The organism is Mycobacterium sp. VKM Ac-1816D, from assembly GCF_000416385.1.
Taxonomy (GTDB): Bacteria; Actinomycetota; Actinomycetes; order Mycobacteriales; family Mycobacteriaceae; genus Mycobacterium; species Mycobacterium neoaurum_A.
The window spans coordinates 57930-78386 of sequence record NZ_AOHQ01000100.1 but is presented as its reverse complement, the minus strand read 5'-3'; the positions used below and the strand labels follow the sequence as shown (position 1 = coordinate 78386).

Annotated in this window: 19 protein-coding genes and 1 pseudogene; 15 read left to right on the top strand and 5 right to left on the bottom strand. The window is 65.8% G+C overall.

Features of this window, described 5'->3' with window-relative positions; translation table 11 throughout:
- The first annotated feature begins 99 nt into the window (after positions 1–99).
- From G154_RS01435 to G154_RS01415, 5 genes are all read left to right on the top strand, one after another.
- On the top strand, positions 100–837 hold the full coding sequence (locus G154_RS01435) for a GntR family transcriptional regulator (protein WP_272939849.1): 738 nt from the start codon (positions 100–102) through the stop codon (positions 835–837).
- Between the two features lie 176 nt (positions 838–1013).
- Positions 1014–2036 (top strand): substrate-binding domain-containing protein, encoded by a 1023-nt coding sequence (locus G154_RS01430; RefSeq protein ID WP_023986050.1) that lies wholly within the window; start codon positions 1014–1016, stop codon positions 2034–2036.
- Between the two features lie 20 nt (positions 2037–2056).
- Entirely contained in the window at positions 2057–3115 is a 1059-nt protein-coding gene (locus G154_RS01425) for an ABC transporter permease (protein WP_019513209.1), read from the top strand.
- Between the two features lie 4 nt (positions 3116–3119).
- Complete coding sequence (locus G154_RS01420; RefSeq protein WP_019513210.1) at positions 3120–3935, top strand: ATP-binding cassette domain-containing protein; 816 nt, start codon at positions 3120–3122, stop codon at positions 3933–3935.
- Between the two features lie 62 nt (positions 3936–3997).
- Positions 3998–4471, top strand: coding sequence for an SRPBCC family protein (locus G154_RS01415; protein ID WP_019513211.1), 474 nt, complete (start codon positions 3998–4000; stop codon positions 4469–4471).
- A 64-nt stretch (positions 4472–4535) separates the two neighbouring features.
- Here the strand turns inward: G154_RS01415 and G154_RS01410 are convergent, their stop codons facing one another.
- Both G154_RS01410 and G154_RS01405 read right to left on the bottom strand, forming a co-directional pair.
- Positions 4536–5402, bottom strand: a complete 867-nt coding sequence (locus G154_RS01410; protein ID WP_019513212.1) for a sugar phosphate isomerase/epimerase — start codon at positions 5400–5402, stop codon at positions 4536–4538.
- Positions 5399–6418 (bottom strand): Gfo/Idh/MocA family oxidoreductase, encoded by a 1020-nt coding sequence (locus G154_RS01405; RefSeq protein ID WP_019513213.1) that lies wholly within the window; start codon positions 6416–6418, stop codon positions 5399–5401. Before G154_RS01405 ends, G154_RS01410 begins: the two co-directional genes overlap by 4 nt.
- A 186-nt stretch (positions 6419–6604) precedes the next feature.
- On the opposite strand from G154_RS01405, the gene G154_RS01400 reads away from it, so the two are divergent.
- The 7 genes and pseudogenes from G154_RS01400 to G154_RS01370 all read left to right on the top strand — a co-directional run bounded on the left by G154_RS01400 (position 6605) and on the right by G154_RS01370 (position 14573).
- Entirely contained in the window at positions 6605–7606 is a 1002-nt protein-coding gene (locus G154_RS01400) for a LacI family DNA-binding transcriptional regulator (RefSeq protein ID WP_019513214.1), read from the top strand.
- Between the two features lie 142 nt (positions 7607–7748).
- Entirely contained in the window at positions 7749–8594 is an 846-nt protein-coding gene (locus G154_RS01395; protein ID WP_019513215.1) for a carbohydrate kinase family protein, read from the top strand.
- A gap of 310 nt (positions 8595–8904) precedes the next feature.
- Entirely contained in the window at positions 8905–10833 is a 1929-nt protein-coding gene (locus G154_RS01390) for a 2-oxoacid:acceptor oxidoreductase subunit alpha (RefSeq protein WP_019513216.1), read from the top strand.
- The gene (locus G154_RS01385; RefSeq protein ID WP_019513217.1) at positions 10830–11909 is read left to right on the top strand and encodes a 2-oxoacid:ferredoxin oxidoreductase subunit beta; all 1080 of its coding nucleotides are present in this window, start codon (positions 10830–10832) and stop codon (positions 11907–11909) included. Before G154_RS01390 ends, G154_RS01385 begins: the two co-directional genes overlap by 4 nt.
- A gap of 9 nt (positions 11910–11918) precedes the next feature.
- Entirely contained in the window at positions 11919–12488 is a 570-nt protein-coding gene (gene mobA, locus G154_RS01380) for a molybdenum cofactor guanylyltransferase (RefSeq protein ID WP_019513218.1), read from the top strand.
- 1135 nt (positions 12489–13623) lie between these two features.
- Positions 13624–13851 (top strand): annotated as a pseudogene (locus G154_RS01375) (transglycosylase family protein); the annotation flags it as partial.
- Between the two features lie 299 nt (positions 13852–14150).
- The gene (locus G154_RS01370) at positions 14151–14573 is read left to right on the top strand and encodes a transglycosylase family protein (protein ID WP_234713142.1); all 423 of its coding nucleotides are present in this window, start codon (positions 14151–14153) and stop codon (positions 14571–14573) included.
- A 16-nt stretch (positions 14574–14589) separates the two neighbouring features.
- Here the strand turns inward: G154_RS01370 and G154_RS01365 are convergent, their stop codons facing one another.
- Positions 14590–15744, bottom strand: coding sequence for an FAD-dependent monooxygenase (locus G154_RS01365; protein WP_019513221.1), 1155 nt, complete (start codon positions 15742–15744; stop codon positions 14590–14592).
- 112 nt (positions 15745–15856) lie between these two features.
- Between G154_RS01365 and G154_RS01360 the strand changes: the two genes are divergently transcribed.
- The 3 genes from G154_RS01360 to G154_RS01350 are packed head-to-tail and all read left to right on the top strand — an operon-like array spanning position 15857 to position 18308.
- Complete coding sequence (locus G154_RS01360; protein ID WP_019513222.1) at positions 15857–16390, top strand: dimethylamine monooxygenase subunit DmmA family protein; 534 nt, start codon at positions 15857–15859, stop codon at positions 16388–16390.
- Positions 16387–17322 (top strand): PDR/VanB family oxidoreductase, encoded by a 936-nt coding sequence (locus G154_RS01355; protein WP_019513223.1) that lies wholly within the window; start codon positions 16387–16389, stop codon positions 17320–17322. Before G154_RS01360 ends, G154_RS01355 begins: the two co-directional genes overlap by 4 nt.
- An 8-nt stretch (positions 17323–17330) precedes the next feature.
- Positions 17331–18308 (top strand): DUF3445 domain-containing protein, encoded by a 978-nt coding sequence (locus tag G154_RS01350; protein WP_019513224.1) that lies wholly within the window; start codon positions 17331–17333, stop codon positions 18306–18308.
- 65 nt (positions 18309–18373) lie between these two features.
- Here G154_RS01350 and G154_RS01345 read toward each other — a convergent pair whose 3' ends face one another.
- Both G154_RS01345 and G154_RS01340 read right to left on the bottom strand, forming a co-directional pair.
- Complete coding sequence (locus tag G154_RS01345; RefSeq protein ID WP_019513225.1) at positions 18374–18592, bottom strand: hypothetical protein; 219 nt, start codon at positions 18590–18592, stop codon at positions 18374–18376.
- Positions 18593–19924, bottom strand: coding sequence for an ammonium transporter (locus G154_RS01340; protein ID WP_023986045.1), 1332 nt, complete (start codon positions 19922–19924; stop codon positions 18593–18595).
- Positions 19925–20457 lie beyond the last annotated feature (533 nt).

Below are 20457 nucleotides of genomic sequence, written 5' to 3'. Positions count from 1 at the left end.
GATCACCTACCCCTGTCAACAATTTGTCCTGACATTCGAACTTTCGGTCATAGTGCGCAGGTTCGGTTAGTCTTGCTGATCATCGCCGACGAAATCGGAGTGGACGTGCCCCTAGCGGTCGAACTCGACAGGTCCAGCCCTGTGCCCCTCTACTACCAGCTCGCGCAGGCGATCGAGGCGGCGATCCGCAGTGGCGAACTCGCCCCGGGTGACAGATTCGAGAACGAGCTGTCCTTGGCCGGCCGATTGGCGCTGTCGAGGCCGACGACCCGGCGCGCCATCCAGGAGCTCGTGGACAAGGGGTTGCTGGTCCGCAAGCGCGGCGTCGGCACGCAGGTGGTGCAGAACCCGGTGCACCGGCGCGTCGAATTGACCAGCCTCTTCGACGATCTCGCGAAATCCGGACAGGATCCGACAACACAGCTGTTGGAGTACCGCCGCGGCGTCGCCGATGACGAGATCGCCGCCGAGCTCAACTTGTCCACCGACCACGAGATCGTCACCGTGCAGCGCTTGCGTTATGCCAACGGGGAGCCGCTGGCCATCATGACCAACCACCTGCCGGCCGAGATCGCCCCGGACGCCGGGGAACTCGAGGCAAGCGGGTTGTATCAGGCGCTGCGTGGCAGGGGGGTGCACATCCGGCTGGCGCGCCAGCGGATCGGTGCCAGACCGGCCCAGCGCACCGAGGCTCGGTTGCTCGAAGAGAAGGTCGGGGCCCCGCTGCTGACCATGAGCCGGACGGCCTTCGACGATTCGGGGCGCGCGGTCGAATTCGGAAGTCACTGCTACCGGGCGTCGCGGTACTACTTCGAGACAACCCTCGTCGACCGGTGAGCTGAACGCCCGGCGCCACCGGCTCGCATATGACGTGCAGTCCTAATGTCAGGACAAAGTGTTGACTTTCCGGTGTGAGCCGTATTACATCAACGGTGGCGCGTCGCCGGGATACCGCGACCGCCTGGACGTCGAAGTTCACGAGCCCCGGATGCGGGACGAAGGAGAAGCCAGGGATGACCGCTCGCGCGAACAGTCGAGGAATCCGGTCGTTGCGCCGATGGGCAGCGCTGACCGGGGCGGGTGTGCTGGCGCTGGGAATGGCGGCCTGCTCGTCGACCGGCGGCAACCCGGACACCGCGGGCGGGAACGGCGGTTCGGGCGGCGGAACCGTCGACACCCCGCGGGTCACGATCGCGATGGTCACCCACGAGGCCCCCGGTGACTCCTTCTGGGATCTCATCCGCAAGGGCGCCGAGACGGCGGCCAAGAAGGACAATGTCGAGCTGCGCTACTCCAGCGATCCGGAAGCTCCGAACCAGGCCAACCTGGTCCAGAGCGCCGTCGATGCGAATGTCGACGGTATCGCGGTCACGCTGGCCAAACCCGATGCCATGCGGGCCGCCGTGCAGGCCGCCGCGGCCAAGGGAATCCCCGTCGTGGCGTTCAACGCCGGCATGGACACCTGGCAGGACATGGGTGTGCAGGAGTTCTTCGGTCAGGACGGTTACATCGCCGGCCAGGGCGCGGGCGAGCGCGTCGCCAAAGATGGTGCAAAGAAAGCCATCTGCATCATCCATGAGCAGGGCAACGTCGACCTCGAGGCCCGCTGTGCGGGGATGAAGAACACGTTCGGGGCCACCGAGATCCTCAATGTCAACGGCAAGGACATGCCCTCGGTCGAATCGACCATCACCGCCAAGCTCCAGCAGGATCCCGCCATCGACATGATCGTCGCGCTCGGCGCGCCGTTCGCGCTGACCGCGGTCACCTCGGCCAAGAACGCCAACAGCTCGGCGAAGATCGGCACCTTCGACACCAACGCGGCGCTGGTGGACGCCATCAAGGGTGGCGATATCCAGTGGGCGGTCGACCAGCAGCCCTACCTGCAGGGCTACCTGGCCGTCGACTCGCTGTGGCTCTACCTGAACAACAAGAACGTCATCGGTGGCGGGAAGCCGACCCTGACCGGGCCCGCCTTCATCGACAACACCAACATCGACGCCGTGGCCGAACTGGCCAAGGGCGGAACTCGCTAGCAGTGTCGGAAAGAGCAGAGATGTCCACCCAGACCGAGGTGACCCTCGAAAACCACACGGTCGTCCGTGACGAACGAGTCAAGGAACGAAATCGTCTACAGCGCATACTGATCCGCCCGGAGATGGGTGCCGGTATCGGCGCCATCGGCATCTTCATCGCGTTCCTGGTGGTGGCGGCGCCGTTCCGGGAGGCCTCCTCGCTGGCCACCGTGCTCTACGCCAGCAGCACTATCGGCATCATGGCCTGCGGTGTGGCGCTGCTGATGATCGGCGGCGAGTTCGACCTCTCGGCCGGCGTCGCGGTGACGTTCAGTTCACTGGCGGCATCGATGCTGGCCTACAACCTGCACCTGAATCTCTGGGTCGGTGCCGCGTTGGCGCTGGTGCTGTCGTTGGCGGTGGGTTTCTTCAACGGCTTCCTGGTGATGAAGACCAAGATCCCCAGCTTCCTGATCACGCTGAGCACGTTCTTCATGCTGGCCGGTATCAACCTGGCCGTCACGAAACTGGTTGCCGGACAGGTGGCCACCCAGAGCGTCAACGATATGGCCGGCTGGGAGTCCGCGCAGAAGGTCTTCTCCTCCAGCTTCACCGTGTTCGGTGTCGGTATCCGGGTGACCGTGCTGTGGTGGCTGGTGTTCACCGTCGTCGCGACCTGGGTGCTGTTCAAGACCAGGATCGGCAACTGGATCTTCGCCGTCGGCGGCGATGCCGAAAGCGCCCGTGCCATCGGCATTCCGGTGACGAAGGTCAAGATCGGGCTGTTCATGTTCGTCGGCTTCTGCGCCTGGTTCGTCGGCATGCATCTGCTGTTCGCGTTCAACACCGTGCAGTCCGGGCAGGGCATCGGTAACGAGTTCTTCTACATCATCGCCGCGGTCATCGGTGGCTGTCTGCTCACCGGTGGATACGGCACCGCGGTCGGCGCCGCCATCGGTGCGTTCATCTTCGGCATGACCAATCAGGGCATCGTCTATGCGGGCTGGGATCCGGACTGGTTCAAGTTCTTCCTCGGCGGGATGCTGCTGTTCGCGGTGATCGCCAACAATGCCTTCCGTAACTACGCAGCGAAGAAGTGATCTGATGACCGCAACAGTCGAGACCCCGAGCAACGCATCCTCCGGCGGTAAGAAGGTGCCACTGGTCGAGCTGCGCAATGTCGGCAAGTCCTATGGCAACATCACCGCGCTGGCGGACATCAGCCTGCGCGTGCATGCCGGTGAGGTCACCGGCATTCTCGGCGACAACGGTGCAGGCAAGTCCACGCTGATCAAGATCATCGCCGGCCTGCATCAGCAGACTGAGGGTGAACTGCTGGTCGACGGTGAGGTCACCACGTTCTCCTCACCGGCCGACGCCCTGGACAAGGGCATCGCGACCGTCTACCAGAACCTCGCCGTCGTCCCGCTGATGCCGGTGTGGCGCAACTTCTTCCTCGGCCAGGAGGTGCGCAAGAAGTCGTTCCCGTGGTCGCTGGACGCCAACGCCATGCGGGCGACCACGCTGGCCGAGCTGTCGAAGATGGGCATCGAACTGCCCGATGTCGACGCGCCGATCGGGTCGCTGTCCGGTGGGCAGCGCCAGTGCGTCGCCATCGCGCGGGCGGTCTTCTTCGGTGCGCGGGTGCTGATTCTCGACGAACCGACCGCGGCGCTGGGTGTGAAACAGTCCGGTGTGGTGCTCAAATACATCACCGCGGCCAAGGAGGCCGGCTTCGGTGTCGTCTTCATCACACACAACCCGCACCACGCCCACATGGTGGGCGACCATTTCGTACTGCTCAACCGGGGCCGTCAGAAGCTGGACTGCACCTATGACGACATCACGCTGGAGCATCTGACCCAACAGATGGCCGGCGGTGACGAGCTCGAGGCGCTCAGCCACGAGCTCGGTCGCTGACTCACCCCGCGCCCGGCCTGCCGTCTCGTGTAGGCCACCCGGTGCGCGGGTATAACGGCGACATGACCACGACGACACTGAAGACAGAAGACGCAGGCAAGCAGTCCGTCAGCCGTAGCGTGCAGGTCACCGCACCGGTGGCCACGCTGTTCGAGCAGATCGCCGACCCGCATCGGCACCACGAGATCGACGGATCGGGAACGGTGCGCGATGTCGAGGTCAAGGGTCCGCACCGGGTGTCCGAGGGCGACAAGTTCACGATCGGCATGACCCAATACGGGCTGCCCTACAAGATCACGTCCACGGTGACGAAGGCCAGGGAGAACGAGATCGTCGAGTGGCAGCACCCGCTCGGGCACAAGTGGCGTTGGGAGTTCGCCGAGGTGAGTCCCGGCATCACCAAGGTCACCGAGACCTTCGACTATTCCTCGGCCAAGGTGCCGTTCGTCATCGAGCTCTTGGGCATGAAGAAGCAGAATGCCCAGGGCATCGAGAAGACGTTGACCGGGCTTGCCGACAGGTATCTGACGCACTGACCGCACCAACGACATCGCGACCCGACGGTTGTCGGGTCGCGATGTCGTCTGGGAGTTTTCGGTATCAGGCCATGATGCCGTTGAGGAAGGCGACGCTGGCCCGCACATCGGCCACCGGACCGTCACCGGCGGGCGCGCCGTCGAGAATGGTGTCCTGCTCCATCACGAACCAACCGTCGAACCCGTTGTCGCGCAACACACCGACGATGGCTTCGATATCCACATCGCCGGTGCCCAGCGGGGTGTACATACCCGCCTTGACGGCCGCGGTGTAGCTGAGCTCGCCTGATTGCACCTTGGCGGCCAACGCCGCGTCGACGTCCTTGAGATGGGCGTGCGCGATGCGCTGCGGGACGGCCTTGGCCAGCTCCAGCGGGTCGGTGCCGCCGATGAGGAGGTGCCCGGTGTCCAGGCACAGCGGGATGGACGAACCACCCAGCACCCGGTCGACTTCGGCGCGGGTTTCCACGATGGTGCCGACATGCGGGTGCAGCACCGCCAACAGGCCGCGGTCGGCGACGATGCCGGCCAGCCGATCCAGGTTGGCCAGCAACGTGTTCCACTGCGCTTCGTCGAGCACGGGTCGTGAGTCGTAGCCATCGGCACCGGTGGCGGCGGCCAGCACCACCACGCCGGCGCCGGCGGCGATCAGCGAATCCAGCGGCCCGGCAAGCTCTTCGGCCGGATCATGGTCGACCTGGTGCAGGATCACCGGGACGAAGCCGCCCACGCAGCTGAGCTGGTGCTCGGCCAGGACGGACGTCAGTTCCGTGGGGTCGGCGGGCAGGAAACCCTCCGGGCCCAGTTCGGTGGCCGTCAGGCCGACACCGCGCATCTCGGCGAGGACCCGTGCGGGGGCCAACTGGTGGCCCCATCCCGGCACCTCGCAGACGCCCCAGGAGATGGGTGCTCCGGCAAGTTTGATGCTCATGCGGTGCCTACCTTCGCTTTGACCGACTCGAGTGCCACCGGGGTGCCACGGCGCAGGGACTCGGTGGCGGCCTCTGCCATCCAGGCCACCTCGACGGCGTCGGCGACGGTCGCGCCGCGGACCGGGCCGCCCTTGGCGACCTCAAGGAAACCGGCCAGCTCGGTGCGGAACGCCTCGGTGAAGCGATCCATGAAGAAGTTGTGCGCCGGTCCGGTGGGGAACTCGTTGGCCGGGTCGACATTGCGCAGTGGTGCACCCTGGTCCCAGCCTGCGGCCACCGAATCGTCGAAGCCGTGGATCTCGAGACGGCAGTCGTAACCGCGTGCGTTGTATCGGGCGTTGGAGATGACTCCCAGTGCGCCACCGTCGAATCGCACCACCACCGCGGCGGTGTCGACATCGCCGTACTCGGCGAACAGCGGGTCACCCTGCACCGACCCGGTGGCGTAGACCTCGACGGCCTGCTGGCCGGTGATCCAGCGGACGACGTCGAAATCGTGGACGGCACAGTCCCGGAAGATGCCGCCGGAGCCCTTGATGTAGTCCAGCGGCGGGGGAGCGGGATCCATCGTGGTGCTGCGCACGGTGTGCAGGATGCCGAGGCTGCCGTTGTCGACGGCGGTCTTGGCCGCGGCGAACGCGGCGTCGAACCGGCGCTGATAGCCCACCTGCACCGGTACCCCGGTGCACATGATGGTCTCCGCGACCCGCGCGCTCTCGGCGGCGGTGGAGGCGATCGGCTTCTCGCAGAAGGTGGGGATCCCGCGTTCGACCGCGGCGAGCGTGAGGTCCGCGTGTGCGGGGGTGGCGGCGGCGACCACGACCCCGTCGACGCCGGACGCCAGCAGTTCCTCGACGGATCCGACCGCCGTGGCGCCGTGCTTGGCGGCCACCGCCGCGGTCACGTCGGGACGTTCGTCGGTGATCACCAGCCCGTCGATCCCGTCGAGTCCGGCAAGGGTTTCGGTGTGGAATGCGCCGATGCGGCCCAGTCCGATCACACCGATGGTGGTCATGGGATTCTCCGTTCGTCCGGTGCGTCCAAGGCGCACACCACGGTTAGTCTTGCTGTGACACCGACCGCAATCAACAGCAGAAAGCCATCAAAAAACCATCAACCGCTATATCGGCGAACAGACGCAGAACTGCCGAAATCGGCGCACAGAGCGCAGGTCTACGTCTGCTCGCGGAAGAGGTAGGGGATGCACCGATACAAGGTTCGCGAGATCGCCCAGCAGTGCGGTCTCAGCGAAGCGACGGTCGACCGCGTCCTCAACGACCGTCCGGGGGTCCGGGAGAACACCCGCGCCGAGGTGCTGCAGGCCATCGCCGATCTGGACAAGCAGCGCGCCCAATTGCGGCTCAACGGCCGTCGCTACCTGATCGACGTCGTGATGCAGACGCCGCAGCGGTTCTCCGACGCGTTCCGAGCAGCCGTGGAGGCCGAGCTCCCGGCGTTCGCGCCCGCCGCGGTGCGGGCTCGCTTCCACCTCTGGGAATCCGGTTCGGCGGCCCGCACGGTCGAGGTGCTCGGCCGTATCAAGGGAAGCCACGGCGTCATCCTCAAGGCGCAGGACGAGCCCGAGGTCGCCGAACAGGTCGATCGGCTGGTGGGCGCCGGGGTGCCTGTGGTCACCTACACCTCCGATGTGGCCAACAGCGATCGCACCGCTTACGTCGGTATCGACAATCACGGTGCCGGGCTGACGGCGGCGTACCTCGTCGACCAATGGCTGGGTGACGCGCCCGCCGATGTGCTGATCACCCTGAGCCGCACGGTATTCCGTGGTGAAGGCGAACGGGAGGTGGGGTTCCGGGCAGGTTTGCGGGGATCCCGTCGCGAGATCGTCGAGATCAGCGAGGGGGATGGCATCGACGCCAACACCGAGGCGTTGGTGCTCGACGCGCTGCGCCGCCACCCCGGTATCGAGGCCGTCTACTCGCCGGGGGGCGGTAACGCCGCGACCGTCGCCGCGTTCGAGAAGCTCGGACGCGCGTGCCGGGTATTCGTCGCACACGATCTCGATGTCGACAACCGCAGACTGCTGCGCCAGGGCAAGTTGTCCGTGGTGCTGCACAACGACCTGCGCGCCGATGCCCGCCTTGCCATGCGGGTGATCCTGGCTCGGCAACGCGCGCTGCCCGAGGAGTCCGTGCGTCCGGCGCCGATCCAGGTCGTCACGCCCCACAACGTGCCTGGATAGGACGTTCCGGGGCGGGATCTGCCGGAACGGGGCCGCGCTGCGGAATCGCTGAAAGCGCCCGATGCGGACTACCATTTCACCGCTCGGCCACGTCACCCGTGTGTCGACCACACGACATACCGCAGGCGGGGGATTCGGATTGATGGCGCCACAGCTGGTCCCGGGCGTGACGGTGCTGGGCAACCTCGCCATCGACGTCATCAACGGTGCCGCCCCGAGTCCCGGTGGCTGCGCATCATTTGCCGGGGTGGCACTGCAATCGGCACCGGGCAGCACGCACATCGCGGCCATGGGCGAACGACGTCATCACGAACTCTTCGGCCCGGTGCTCGACCGGTTCGGCGCGCTGGTTCGGCTGCTTCCCGCCGATCGCACCAGCGCATTCAGCCTCGACTATGACGACACCGACCACCGGCACATGAGCGTCTCGGCGATCGGGCCGGTATGGCGTCCCGGCGATATCGATGCCGACGACCCGCGCACCACCTGGATCCACCTGGCACCGCTGCTGCGCACCGATTTCCCGGCCGACACCCTCGCCCATCTGGCGGCGCGCGGTCACCGTATCGCCTATGACGGTCAGGGTCTGGTGCGCGCCGATCGGGTCGGGCCGCTGGTGCTGGACCGTGATTTCTCCCCGGAGCTGCTGCGTCACCTCAGCGTGCTCAAGTTGGCCGAGGACGAGGCCGTGATCGTCGCCGATGGTGCGTTCGACCTCGCGGCCGCGCACCGGCTCGGGGTGCCGGAGATCCTGGTCACCTATGGGTCCGAGGGTTGTGACATCTACCGGGACGGCTCGGTGACTCGGGTTCCTGCCGCATGGCGCGTGATGGACGTGCAGACCACCGGTGCCGGCGATATGTTCACCGCGAGCTACGTGGCGCATCGTGCGGCGGGGGCGAACCCGGTTCGGGCGGTGGAGATCGCCAGCGAACTGGTCGCCCGCGAGCTGCAAAAACGGGCGCAGATGCCGTCGACCAAGGCCTGACCTGCGCAGACTTGACAGGTGTCAACTCCGCCGGGCCTGTACGTCGCTCAGAGCTACTGATCGGTAACCAGATCCTTAGGAAATGACGCGCTCTTTGAGTGACCAAAACCACATGATGTGTGGACCGCCACACCCTGCACGTCGCTGACCAGCGAGTTCTTCGCGTCGCCACCTGCGTGTCGTCACGCGGCGTGGCAATGGACACCCTAAGAGAAGTGCCATACTGGTTACTCGCAGTGACACCAAAAGTTTTTGACGTAACGCCCGCCTGGCCACGCGCCACCGGCCGGGGTGTGAAAGGCAGGAAGTCGTGGGTCAGAACGGCAGCACCGGCGCTCCGCGGCAGAAGCTGGAAAAAGTGGTCATCCGCTTCGCCGGCGACTCCGGTGACGGAATGCAGCTTACCGGCGATCGCTTCACTTCGGAGGCCGCCCTTTTCGGCAACGACCTCGCGACCCAGCCGAACTATCCCGCCGAGATCCGGGCACCACAGGGCACCCTGCCGGGTGTGTCGTCATTCCAGATCCAGATTGCCGACTACGACATCCTGACCGCCGGCGACCGTCCCGACGTCCTCGTCGCGATGAACCCGGCGGCGCTGAAGGCCAACGTCGGCGACCTGCCGCGCGGCGGTCTGATCATCGCCAACTCCGACGAGTTCACCAAGCGCAACCTGGCCAAGGTCGGCTATGACACCAATCCCTTGGAGAACGAGGAACTGTCCGACTACGTCGTGCAGTCGGTGGCCATGACCACCCTGACCCTCGGCGCCGTCGAGGCGATCGGCGCCACCAAGAAGGACGGCCAGCGCGCAAAGAACATGTTCGCGCTCGGGCTGCTCTCGTGGATGTACGGCCGCGAGTTGGAGGCCAGTGAGGCATTCATCCGGGAGAAGTTCGCCCGTAAGCCCGAGATCGCCGAGGCCAACGTGCTGGCGCTCAAGGCGGGTTGGAACTACGGCGAGACCACCGAGGCGTTCGCCACCACCTACGAGGTCGCTCCGGCGAAGCTGAAGTCGGGCGAGTACCGCCAGATCTCGGGTAACACCGCACTGGCATACGGTGTGGTCGCCGCGGGGCACCTGTCCGGTATCCAGGTCGTGCTCGGCACGTACCCCATCACCCCGGCCAGCGACATCCTGCACGAGCTGTCGAAGTACAAGCACTTCAACGTGCTGACCTTCCAGGCCGAGGATGAGATCGCCGGTATCGGTGCCGCCATCGGCGCCTCCTATGGCGGTGCGCTCGGCGTCACCAGCACCTCGGGTCCGGGCGTATCGCTGAAGTCCGAGGCCATCGGCCTGGCCGTGATGACCGAATTGCCGTTGCTCGTCATCGATGTCCAGCGCGGCGGTCCGTCCACCGGCCTGCCCACCAAGACCGAGCAGGCCGACCTGTTGCAGGCGCTCTACGGCCGCAACGGCGAATCGCCGGTCGCGGTACTGGCGCCGTGCTCGCCGTCGGATTGCTTCGACATCGCGGTGGAAGCAGTGCGGATCGCGATCGGTTACCACACCCCGGTGATCATCCTGTCCGACGGCGCGATCGCCAACGGTTCCGAACCGTGGCGTATCCCGGATATCAGCACCTACCCGGCCATTGAGCACAAGTTCGCCAAGTCCGGCGAGCCTTTCGAGCCCTACGCCCGCGATCCCGAGACGCTGGCCCGCCAGTTCGCCGTGCCGGGCACCCCGGGCCTGGAGCACCGCATCGGCGGTCTCGAGGCGGCCAACGGTTCAGGCAACATCTCCTATGAACCCAAGAACCACGATCTGATGGTGCGGTTGCGCCAGCTCAAGATCGACGGCATCACCGTGCCCGATCTCGTGGTCGACGATCCGACCGACGATGCCGAGCTGCTGATGCTCGGATGGGGCAGCTCGTATGGCCCCATCGGCGAGGCGTGCCGGCGGGCGCGACGCAAGGGCATCAAGGTCGCGCATGCCCAGTTGCGTCACCTCAACCCGTTCCCGGCCAACACCGAAGAGGTGCTGCGCAAGTACCCCAAGGTGGTCGTGCCGGAGATGAACCTCGGCCAGCTCGCCCTGCTGCTGCGCGGCAAGTACCTGGTCGATATCCAGTCGGTGACCAAGGTCGAGGGCATGGCCTTCCTGGCCGACGAGGTCGAGGGCATCATCGATTCGGCGCTGGACGGCACGTTGCGCGAGAAGGAAACTGACAAGGCGAAGTTCGCACGGCTGGCCGCGGCCACCGTGGAATCTGTGGGAGCGAACGTATGACCGACCTCATCGGCTCTGACCTGGGCCTGACCGAAGCCCTCAGCAAGACGGCGCTGGTGCCGACCACGGACCAGCCGCAGAAGGGCAAGGACTTCACCAGTGACCAGGAGGTCCGCTGGTGCCCCGGCTGCGGTGACTACGTCATCCTCAACACCATCCGCAACTTCCTGCCCGAGTTGGGCCTGCGACGCGAGAACATCGCGTTCGTCAGCGGTATCGGCTGCTCCAGCCGGTTCCCCTACTACCTGGAGACCTACGGGTTCCACTCGATCCACGGCCGCGCCCCGACCATCGCCACCGGCCTGGCGCTGGCTCGCGAGGACCTCTCGGTGTGGGTCGTCACCGGTGACGGCGACTCGCTGTCCATCGGTGGCAATCACCTGATCCATGCCCTGCGCCGCAACATCAACATCACCATCCTGTTGTTCAACAACCGGATCTACGGTCTGACCAAGGGCCAGTACTCGCCGACCTCCGAGGTCGGCAAGGTCACCAAGTCGACCCCGATGGGCTCGCTGGACTACCCGTTCAACCCGGTGTCGCTGGCGCTGGGTGCGGAGGCCACCTTCGTCGGCCGGGCGCTGGACTCCGACCGCAAGGGTCTGACCGAGGTGTTGCGCGGCGCCGCACAGCACCGGGGTGCCGCCCTGGTCGAGATCATGCAGGACTGCCCGATCTTCAACGACGGCTCCTTCGACGCCCTGCGCAAGGAGGGTGCCGAGGACCGGCTGATCAACATCACCCACGGTGAGCCGATCACGTTCGGTGCCGATGGTGAGTACGCCGTGGTGAAGTCCGGTTTCGGTCTGGAAATCGCCAAGACCGCCGACGTGCCTGCCGATCAGATCGTGGTGCACGACGCCACCATCGACGATCCGGCCTACGCCTTCGCGCTGTCGCGCCTGAGCGAGCAGAACCTGGATCACATGGTCATGGGCATCTTCCGGCAGGTGAACAAGCCCACCTACGACGATGCTGCTCGTCAGCAGGTGGCGGCCGCGCGGGAAGCCAAGGTGCACGACACGGCCGCGCTGCAATCGCTGCTTCGCGGTAAAGACACCTGGTCGGTGGACTAACCTGCTGGTGTGACCCCGCGCACAGCACCGGCCGCCGTTGTGCTGGCCGGTGGCGCGTCGCGACGGATGGGTCGCGACAAGGCAACCCTGGTGTTCGAGGGGCGCACGCTCGTCGAGCGCGTGGTCGACACGGTATCCGCCCGCTGCGATCCGGTCTTCGTGGTGGCGGCACCGGGTCAGGCGTTGCCGACGGTGCCCGCCCAGATCCTGCGCGACGAGGTGCGCGGCCTGGGACCACTGCTCGCGACGGCCAGGGGGTTACGTGCGGCCGCCGATGCGGGCGCTGAATGGGCCTTTCTCTGCGCGGTGGACATGCCGCACCTGACCGCTTCGTTCATCGACGAGCTTTTGGAGCCCGCCGCGACGACCCCGGCCGCGGTGGTGTTGGTCTGGGATGGCCGTGACCACTACCTCGCCGGGCTCTACCGCACCTCGTTGGCAGGCGTCGCCGATGATCTGGTGGCTGGGGGAGAGCGCAGCATGAGGGCACTTGTCGATGCCGTCGACACCCAGCGCATCGTCACCGAACCCCAGCGCGCGCTCACCAATGTCAACACCCCGGACGACCTGCCGGTCTGAGCCACGTGACCGGATCCAGCAAATTCGCAATTAAAGCGACTTTGCGGCCGAATTTGTTTACAAGACTCATTGCGGGCGTTATCAGCGTCAATGTCATGCAACGGAAAGTACGATAATTCGAGCGCGGCGTTTATCTGCATGCCCGTGTATCACCCCCGTGGGGGCGCGAGACCTGATGCAGCGCAGGCACTTCCGCAAATCATGGTGCGTGTGCGAACTGGCTTTCGGCAGACAGAATTTCGCGGTTGCTCGCTATTGCTCCGGTTGCCTGTGCGCAGCAATGGGCTCGAATGCGCTCCTTGCGTCGCCGCGTGGATGCGGCCCCGTTGAAGTCTGATCGCCGTACATTGAAAAGTGCTGTGGTATAGAGATTTTCGGCTTTCACCGTACCAATTATGCTGTGCCTGGCGGTGGTTGGCGGATTCGGTGACTTGTGCGCAAAGCGTTGCATGGCAATGGTTTACGCGGCGTTCCCGATAAACGGGGATAGGGTGATGTGTAGCGAACTGCCCGTGAATCGACCTGTGGGGCGGGTGTCGAAACGCCGATATCGGGTACACAAAACGGTACGCAGGTCGGCAACCAGCGCATGGCACCCACATATATGTGGCCGGGGCCACAAAAATCGTGTGATCTATCCCACCGATAGCGCCTCGACCTGCGGTTTAGTCTTGCGGTACTAATTCCCGGTTGACCTGCGTACTTATCGGCTTTCGGTCGTCGTGATCATCTCGTGATCTGAACGCGACACGTTCGACACCGAAGTGACTTCGTCTGCAGACTTTTGTACGTTCATTTTCAACTCCGCTGGGAGCAAACAATTTCATATCCAAGCATCTGCGTGTGAGTGGGCCGATGCGAGTCGCTGAGCGCTCGTTGGTCGCCGGAGGAGTCATCCGGCAAGACACCGATTTGTCTCCCACTGTCGTGCCCGACCGAGACGGCACGCCCCAAATTCGCCGCCTGACCCTTCAGGCATGCCGCGTTCGCATTCGTTGCGAGCGTGTTCTTTGGCGCGCGTTTCGCGAGAGGATCGACGTTGAAGAATATCCGCAAGACGTTCGGGATGGCCGCCATTGCCGGGGCGCTCAGTGCAGCCCCCCTGATGTTGGCGACCGGAACCGCACATGCGGACTCCGTGAACTGGGATGCCGTCGCGGCCTGCGAGTCGGGCGGCAACTGGGCGATCAACACGGGTAACGGCTACTACGGTGGCCTGCAGTTCACCATGAGCACTTGGCAGTCCAACGGCGGATCGGGTGCGCCGCACTCTGCGAGCCGCGAGGAGCAGATCCGCGTCGCGGAGAACGTCCTGCGCAGCCAGGGCATCGGTGCATGGCCGTCCTGCGGTCGTCGGGGCTGAATTACCTAGCCGACTTTTCACAATGGCGCCGGGCTTTCCGCCCGGCGCCATTGTTTTCTCACAAATACCTGGTGTCACATAAGGAACTGTTAAAACTTCCGCCCCCTGTGTAACGGGTGATATCGGTCACTCGACAAACGAGACAACCGCGGCGCGCAAACGCTCGTCATGTGAATCGCGGTCCGTGTCACCGGTCGGGGAAGGACCGCACAATGATCCGCTTCAGCAGCACCGTCAAGAGCATCGCCCGCAGGGCACTGTGGGTGCTCATCGCAGCCGCCGGCCTGTCGCTGGCGCCGATGGTTCTCACGGCCACCGCGAGCGCCGACACCGTGAATTGGGATGCCATCGCCGAGTGCGAGTCGGGCGGGAACTGGACGGTCAATTCCGGCAACGGTCATTACGGCGGTCTGCAGTTCAAGCAGGCCACCTGGAACGCCAACGGCGGCGTCGGCTCGCCGGCCGGCGCCTCACGCGCCGAGCAGATCCGGGTTGCCGAGAACGTGCTGCGCTCCCAGGGGCTCAAGGCGTGGCCCAAGTGCGGCTCCCGTGGCGCCACACCCGCGGTCTGGGGTACGACGCCGACGCTGCCGCAGGCTCCCGCGCCGGTGACGGCCACCGGATGCCAGGCGATCCGCGGCGGGGCCGTGCTGGGCATCCTCGATTTCCGGCAGATGTGCATGGCGCTGGAGAACGTGGGACGCACGTTCCAGCCGCGCTGACGTCTCGTCGGTGCGCCTACGCCGGCATGACGAACGCCGAGCGCCCCGCGATACCCGCCAAGTGGCGGGTCAGCAGGGCCTCCGGCACCAACGTCGACGCCCTACTGGCCGCCGCGCTCAGCAGTGGGGGCCGCAGGTTCACGATCTGCCCGATGGTGCGCGCCTCGCGGACCAGAGCCAGCACCCGTGGGCTGCGGAATGCGGCGAACCGGGCAAAGGCCGCCGGCAGATCGGCGTCCTCGGCCGTCATGGCCGCGAGGATGGCCGCATCCTCCAGGCCCTGGCAGCCACCCTGTCCCAGGTGAGGGCGCATCGGGTGGGCGGCATCTCCGACGATGACCGCCCGTCCGCTCGACCATCGGCGGGCGCGGGCGCGGTCGTAGAGGTCGTTGCGCAGTACCGCCGCGGGGTCGGTCGCGGCCAACAGCGCGGGGATGGGCTCCGGCCACTCGCCGAACACCTGCTGTAGGTAGGCCAGTTCGCCGTCCGGCGCGGTGGCGCCCTGCGGCGCGCGCTGGGTGGCGAACCAATAGGTGTGGCGGGTGCCCAGCGGAACGTGGCCGACCTCGAGCCCAGGTCCCATCGTCTCGCCGGCAAGGTCCGGTTCCAGCGCGTGCTCGGCGATACCGCGCCAGGCGGTGTACCCGGCGTAGCGCTTCGCCAGGGTCCCGTTGAGGTTGCGAGCGACCATCGAATCGACACCGTCGGCTCCGATGACCGCGTCTGCGTCGAGCACCGCGCCATCGGACAGCACGACGCCGGCGGTCTCGGGTGTCACACGCACCCGTGCCGCCGCGCAGTCATGTGTCACGGTGCCTGCGGGCAGTGCCGCGGCGAGGATGTCTGTCAGCGCTCGGCGGTGGATCACCACCAGCGGTTCGCCGAGTGCTCGCACCATCCGGTCGGTGGCCGGACGTCGCAACCACCGGCCGTCGCGCCAGCGGACCGCGCCGGCGCCGACCCGACCACCGGCCGCGCGGACCTCATCGCCCAGTCCGAGGACATCGAGCGCGGCGAGCGCGTTGGGCCAGATGCTGATGCCCGCACCCGTCCCGACCTCGCTTTCGGCGCGTCCCTCGATGACCCGCACGTCGTGACCGACCCGGCGCAACGCGACGGCGGTGGCCAAGCCGGCGATCCCGGCGCCGACGACGAGGAAGCGTTGTGGCATGGCCCCGAGCGTAGGTGTCAACAAGCCGAGACATTCGGGTCACACCGACGAAACGCAGAACTGGTTTCCTCAAGGGCAACTAAGTCAACTCATGGTGTACCGAAAGGGGCTCATGAAACCCGATCTGGACGTGACCAGTGTGCCCGGCTGGGCCATCGCGCCCACCACACCGCCGGCCGGTACCCGGGGACGATCCTGGACCCTCATCGCCTTCGACTCTGCAGCCATCGCAGTGGCTCACGAGTGGCAGCGTCAGATCGTTTCGGCGGCAGCGGAATCGGCGGTGCGGATGCACCGTGCCGCCGATATCGCCGACGCCGTGACCGCACTGCGCGCCGACCTGGCCGATGCAACGGTCGGCTGGCGGCTGATGGTGGCCGGTCCCGCGTATGCCTGCTTGAGTCTGCGGGCCGACGCGGTGGCTCTCGGCGTCGCCGATGACGAGATGACGTTCGCCAGCACCGAGGTGACCGCGCGATCGGTGCAGTGCGTGCACTGCCCCACCGTCAATCACGTCGTGGTGGACCTGGAGGACGTCACGCCGTGCGCCGGTTGTGGGCGCAATCTGCTTGTCTACTATCATGTTTCGCGACGACGCGGCACCTACCTCGGATTCATGGCCGATGCCGAGGAGATGCCGGCATGAGAACGCTCAAGCTCGTCGTCACCGCCGTCGATGACACCGTCTCCGGCATCCGGACGCTGGCACTGAGTGATCCCGACGGCGCGCCGCTGCCGTCCTTCACCCCGGGCAGTCACATCGTGCTGGAATGTGGCGCGGTCGCCAACGCCTACTCCCTGACCGGGGACGGCACTGCGCCGGATTCCTACGAGATCTCCGTGCTCCGGTGCGACAGCGGATCCGGCGGCTCGCTGTGGCTACATGATCGGGTCACCCTCGGCGACACCGTGATCGCCAGTCCACCGCGCAGTGCCTTCGCGCCGGTACTGCGGGCCCGCAAGCACCTACTGGTCGCCGCGGGCATCGGCATCACGCCGATGGTGTCGCACCTGCGGTCGGCGCGCGTATGGGGCCGTCACACCGAGCTGCTGTATGTCCACCGACCCGGCCGGGCGGTGCACGTCGACACCGTCACCCGGCTCGCCGACGATGTCTCGATCCATACCGGCCGGGCCGGATTCGACTCGGCACTGCGCACCGCCCTCGCCGGCCAGCCGTTCGGTGCGCACCTCTACGTGTGTGGCCCCGCCGCATTCATCGCCGATGTGACCGCCGCGGCCGTCGAACTCGGCTGGCCGGACAGCCGGATACACCTTGAGCACTTCGGTTCCGTTGCGCTGGATCCGGGTGAACCCTTCACCGCGAGAATCGCCTCGACGGGGGAGCAGTTCGTCGTCGAGGCGGGGGTGTCGTTGCTCGAGGCGTTGGAACGCCGCGGATTCGACGTTCCCAACCTGTGCCGCAAGGGAGTATGCGGTGAATGCCGGATACCGGTGGCCGGTGGCGCGATCACCCATCGTGACCTTTTTCTCGGCGACGACGACAGGCGAGCGGGAGACACGCTGATGGCGTGCGTGTCTCGCGGTGACGGCGGAACTCTGGAGGTGGCGTTGTGACAACCGGGATGATCTCGTCGACCGATCTGGTCGAGACCTTTCCCTATCCCTTCTCTGCGGACAGCTACCGCTACACCACGAACGTGGAACCGGCGGGTGCACCGGTCACCACCCCGGTGGGGCGCTGGGGCGAGCGGGTGGTCGATATCGACAGCGAGTACGAGCACGAATTGGCCGAGCGGGCAGCGGTTCTCCTGGCCGACCCGTCCCGGTACGCGGTGCTGCCGCACATGCGACCGGCATGCTGGGATGTCATGCTGACGCTGATGCGCGAGCTGGCGGCCGCGTATCCCGACAGCATGTCGCTGCAACGCGACGGAGATCATTGGCGATGGCGCAACCAGCGACTCGGCATCGACCAGACCTTCGTTCTCGGCGATGACAGTTCGCTTCCGGCCGAGCCGCTGGCCTATATCGCCGGTCAGGTCCAGGAGGACATCGTGTTGCTGGATCAGCGCGAGGGCGATTTGTTCGGTGACGCGGGAGTGGTGACCTTCGCCGCCGACTGGTCGTTCGGCTTCGACGTCGGCATGACCTTCCTGGAGATCCACGGTCCGGTCCCGCGGCTGCGGGCCACCGGGGTCATCACCCGGGCCAGGGAGTTCCTGATGCGGTTGCAGCCCGGCGAAACCTACCGGCGCACCAACTGGACACTGACCATCGGACGTCGACTCGACGTCTCCACCGAGCGTTACCCCGAGTGGGGACCGGACCGGGTGATGATCACCGGGGTCGGGGACGAGGAGTTCGGCAGGCTCGTCCATCTGAGGGTGGAGGTCCAGCATCTGATCCGGCTACCGGAGTCCGGTGCGATCTGTTTCCTGATCCGCACCTACATGCTTCCGCTCGCCGATATCGCCGCGGTCGAGCCGTGGCGGGTGCGCACCGCCGCGGTGCTCGCCGATCTGCCCGATGACATGGCCGACTACAAGGGCATCATCGGCTACCGTGACCGTGCCGTGCGGTGGTTGCGCGACGCAGGCTGATGCACGGAAGAGAATGCCCGGATCGCTTGTGCGATCCGGGCATTCTCTGGGGTCGTGCAGCGGGCTCAGTACGCGGTGGGTTCCCCCTCGGCGGCCGGTCCGGGTTCCACCGGAGTGTGTTCGATGATCGCCTTATAAGCCTTGTTCTCGTGCTGGATCATCCGGACGAAGAATCCGACGAACAGCAACACCGCGAGGATGAAGAACAGCCACACGCCGAACGAGTATCCGCCGAAAGTGAAGACCACACCGGCTTCGTCGTAGTTCTCGATGGGACTGAACATCTACTTCGCCTCCGCGATGAGCAATGCCTTGCCGCCGTTCAGCGGCATGGTGGTGATCGGGATGCCTTCGGGGTACGGCGTCGCGGGCACCTCACTGAGATCGAGGCCCTGTTCCTCGACCGCGGCCGGTATGCGAAGCAATCCGACCTTCTTCAGCAGTAGCGATACGACATAGGTCGGGACGAAGCCGAGCGTGGCGAACACCAGCGCGCCGATCATCTGACCCCACAGCGACACCGACGGGTTGCCGTCGGTGTTCGGGTATCCGGACAGGAACACGCCGGCCATCAGCACCGAGTACAGCCCGATGCCGCCATGCACCGACACCGCACCCACCACATCGTCGATCTTGAAGCGTTCCAACAGTTTCCCGATGAACGGTGCGAGCGCGCCTGCGCCGAAGGCGATGACGAACCCGAGTGCAGGGTGGTACAGATCCATGCCCGATGCCACGCCGATCACACCGCACAGGCCGCCGGAGATGGTCCAGAAGGGCTCGCCGCGGGAGGTCAGATAGGCGCCGATGATCCCACCGGCCAGGCCCATCAGGGTGTTGAAGGCGAAGGCGCTCAACGTGGTCGGGCTGGCGTAGATGGTGGTGAATCCGTCACCGGCGTAGATGACGCAGCCCATCAGGAAGCCGAAGAAGCCGGTGAAGATCAGCATCAGGCCGACCATGGTGAGCGGCAGGTTATGCGGACGGATTGTGACGGGTTTGCCGTCGGGGCCGAACCGTCCGATCCGCGGGCCCAGGTTGATCAGGATGCCCAGTGTCGCGAAGCCGGCGATCATGTGCACACAACCCGCGGCGCCGACGTCGTGGAAGCCGAGTTTGGTGAGCATCCAGCCGGCGCCGTGCCACCCCCAGGCGGCGCCGATGATCCAGGTGACCGAGCCGACCAATACCGTCAGCACCAGGAAGCCACTTGTCCGGATGCGTTCGAGCACAGCGCCGGACATGATCGAGCCGGTGGTCGCCGCGAAAAGGGCGAAGGCGCCCCAGAAGATGCCACTGGCGGAGTCGGCGGTGTTGGGGCCCATGTTGTCGCCCCATGGCAAGGCGGCCTTGGCCGCGTCGTTGAACTCGATGAAGCCACTCGGCATGGCGTTGTAGAGGAACCAGCCGACGAAATAGAACGATGCGACGATGGTCGCGAAGGCGAGCAGGTTCTTCATTGCCGTGGCCAGGACGTTCTTCGACCGGGACGCGCCGACCTCGTAGGCCAGGAAGCCGGCATGGATGAGCATCATCAGCGCGATGGACATCCAGTAGAAGAATTCATTGTTCACTGACGCCATCGTCGCGAGGGCGTCCTCCACTTCGGGTGTCAAAACAACCTCCGCCGTTCGGGTGTGGGGGATGAGGGCGACCGGGGTTTATCCACAGTGGCCGTGAGGTACTGACGGTGTACCGAGATGAAAGTAACCGCGCCGATGTGTCCCGGTGGTCATCGGCTGTTAAATCCCTGTGAAGACCGCGCACGAAGAGTCATACGATGGCGCTATGGCCAGAGTCCGATGTCAGGACATGGCGTTCGGCGCGATCGGTCGGCCCGCTGCGTCACCCGGAGTGCATCGCGCCGAAAATCCCTTCCGGACTGGATGACTAGATATGGATGCCGAGCAGCCGCTGCACCACGGTGACGATGCCCCAACCGGCGAAGATGGCGGGGGGTGATGAGCACGCACACTGGCGTGGGTTTCAGCGTCATCGGAAGTCGTTCGCGCAGAACGAGTTCGGTGGCCACCAGACGGATCAGGTCGCGGCCCTCCCTGGCATTGGGCCTGTAGTCGACCACCGGCTCGATCACACCTCGGTCGGACAGTGCCCAGATCCTTTGCCTGGCGAACCCCAGTATGCGGCC

Bases quoted from the DNA above. Each gene is read 5' to 3' on its own strand.
- G154_RS01430 (WP_023986050.1), top strand. From the start codon at position 1,014: ATGACCGCTCGCGCGAACAGTCGAGGAATCCGGTCGTTGCGCCGATGG.
- G154_RS01425 (WP_019513209.1), top strand. From the start codon at position 2,057: ATGTCCACCCAGACCGAGGTGACCCTCGAAAACCACACGGTCGTCCGT.
- G154_RS01420 (WP_019513210.1), top strand. From the start codon at position 3,120: ATGACCGCAACAGTCGAGACCCCGAGCAACGCATCCTCCGGCGGTAAG.
- G154_RS01415 (WP_019513211.1), top strand. From the start codon at position 3,998: ATGACCACGACGACACTGAAGACAGAAGACGCAGGCAAGCAGTCCGTC.
- G154_RS01410 (WP_019513212.1), bottom strand. From the start codon at position 5,402: ATGAGCATCAAACTTGCCGGAGCACCCATCTCCTGGGGCGTCTGCGAG.
- G154_RS01405 (WP_019513213.1), bottom strand. From the start codon at position 6,418: ATGACCACCATCGGTGTGATCGGACTGGGCCGCATCGGCGCATTCCAC.
- G154_RS01400 (WP_019513214.1), top strand. From the start codon at position 6,605: ATGCACCGATACAAGGTTCGCGAGATCGCCCAGCAGTGCGGTCTCAGC.
- G154_RS01395 (WP_019513215.1), top strand. From the start codon at position 7,749: ATGGCGCCACAGCTGGTCCCGGGCGTGACGGTGCTGGGCAACCTCGCC.
- G154_RS01385 (WP_019513217.1), top strand. From the start codon at position 10,830: ATGACCGACCTCATCGGCTCTGACCTGGGCCTGACCGAAGCCCTCAGC.
- G154_RS01370 (WP_234713142.1), top strand. From the start codon at position 14,151: ATGGTTCTCACGGCCACCGCGAGCGCCGACACCGTGAATTGGGATGCC.
- G154_RS01365 (WP_019513221.1), bottom strand. From the start codon at position 15,744: ATGCCACAACGCTTCCTCGTCGTCGGCGCCGGGATCGCCGGCTTGGCC.
- G154_RS01360 (WP_019513222.1), top strand. From the start codon at position 15,857: ATGAAACCCGATCTGGACGTGACCAGTGTGCCCGGCTGGGCCATCGCG.
- G154_RS01355 (WP_019513223.1), top strand. From the start codon at position 16,387: ATGAGAACGCTCAAGCTCGTCGTCACCGCCGTCGATGACACCGTCTCC.
- G154_RS01350 (WP_019513224.1), top strand. From the start codon at position 17,331: ATGATCTCGTCGACCGATCTGGTCGAGACCTTTCCCTATCCCTTCTCT.
- G154_RS01345 (WP_019513225.1), bottom strand. From the start codon at position 18,592: ATGTTCAGTCCCATCGAGAACTACGACGAAGCCGGTGTGGTCTTCACT.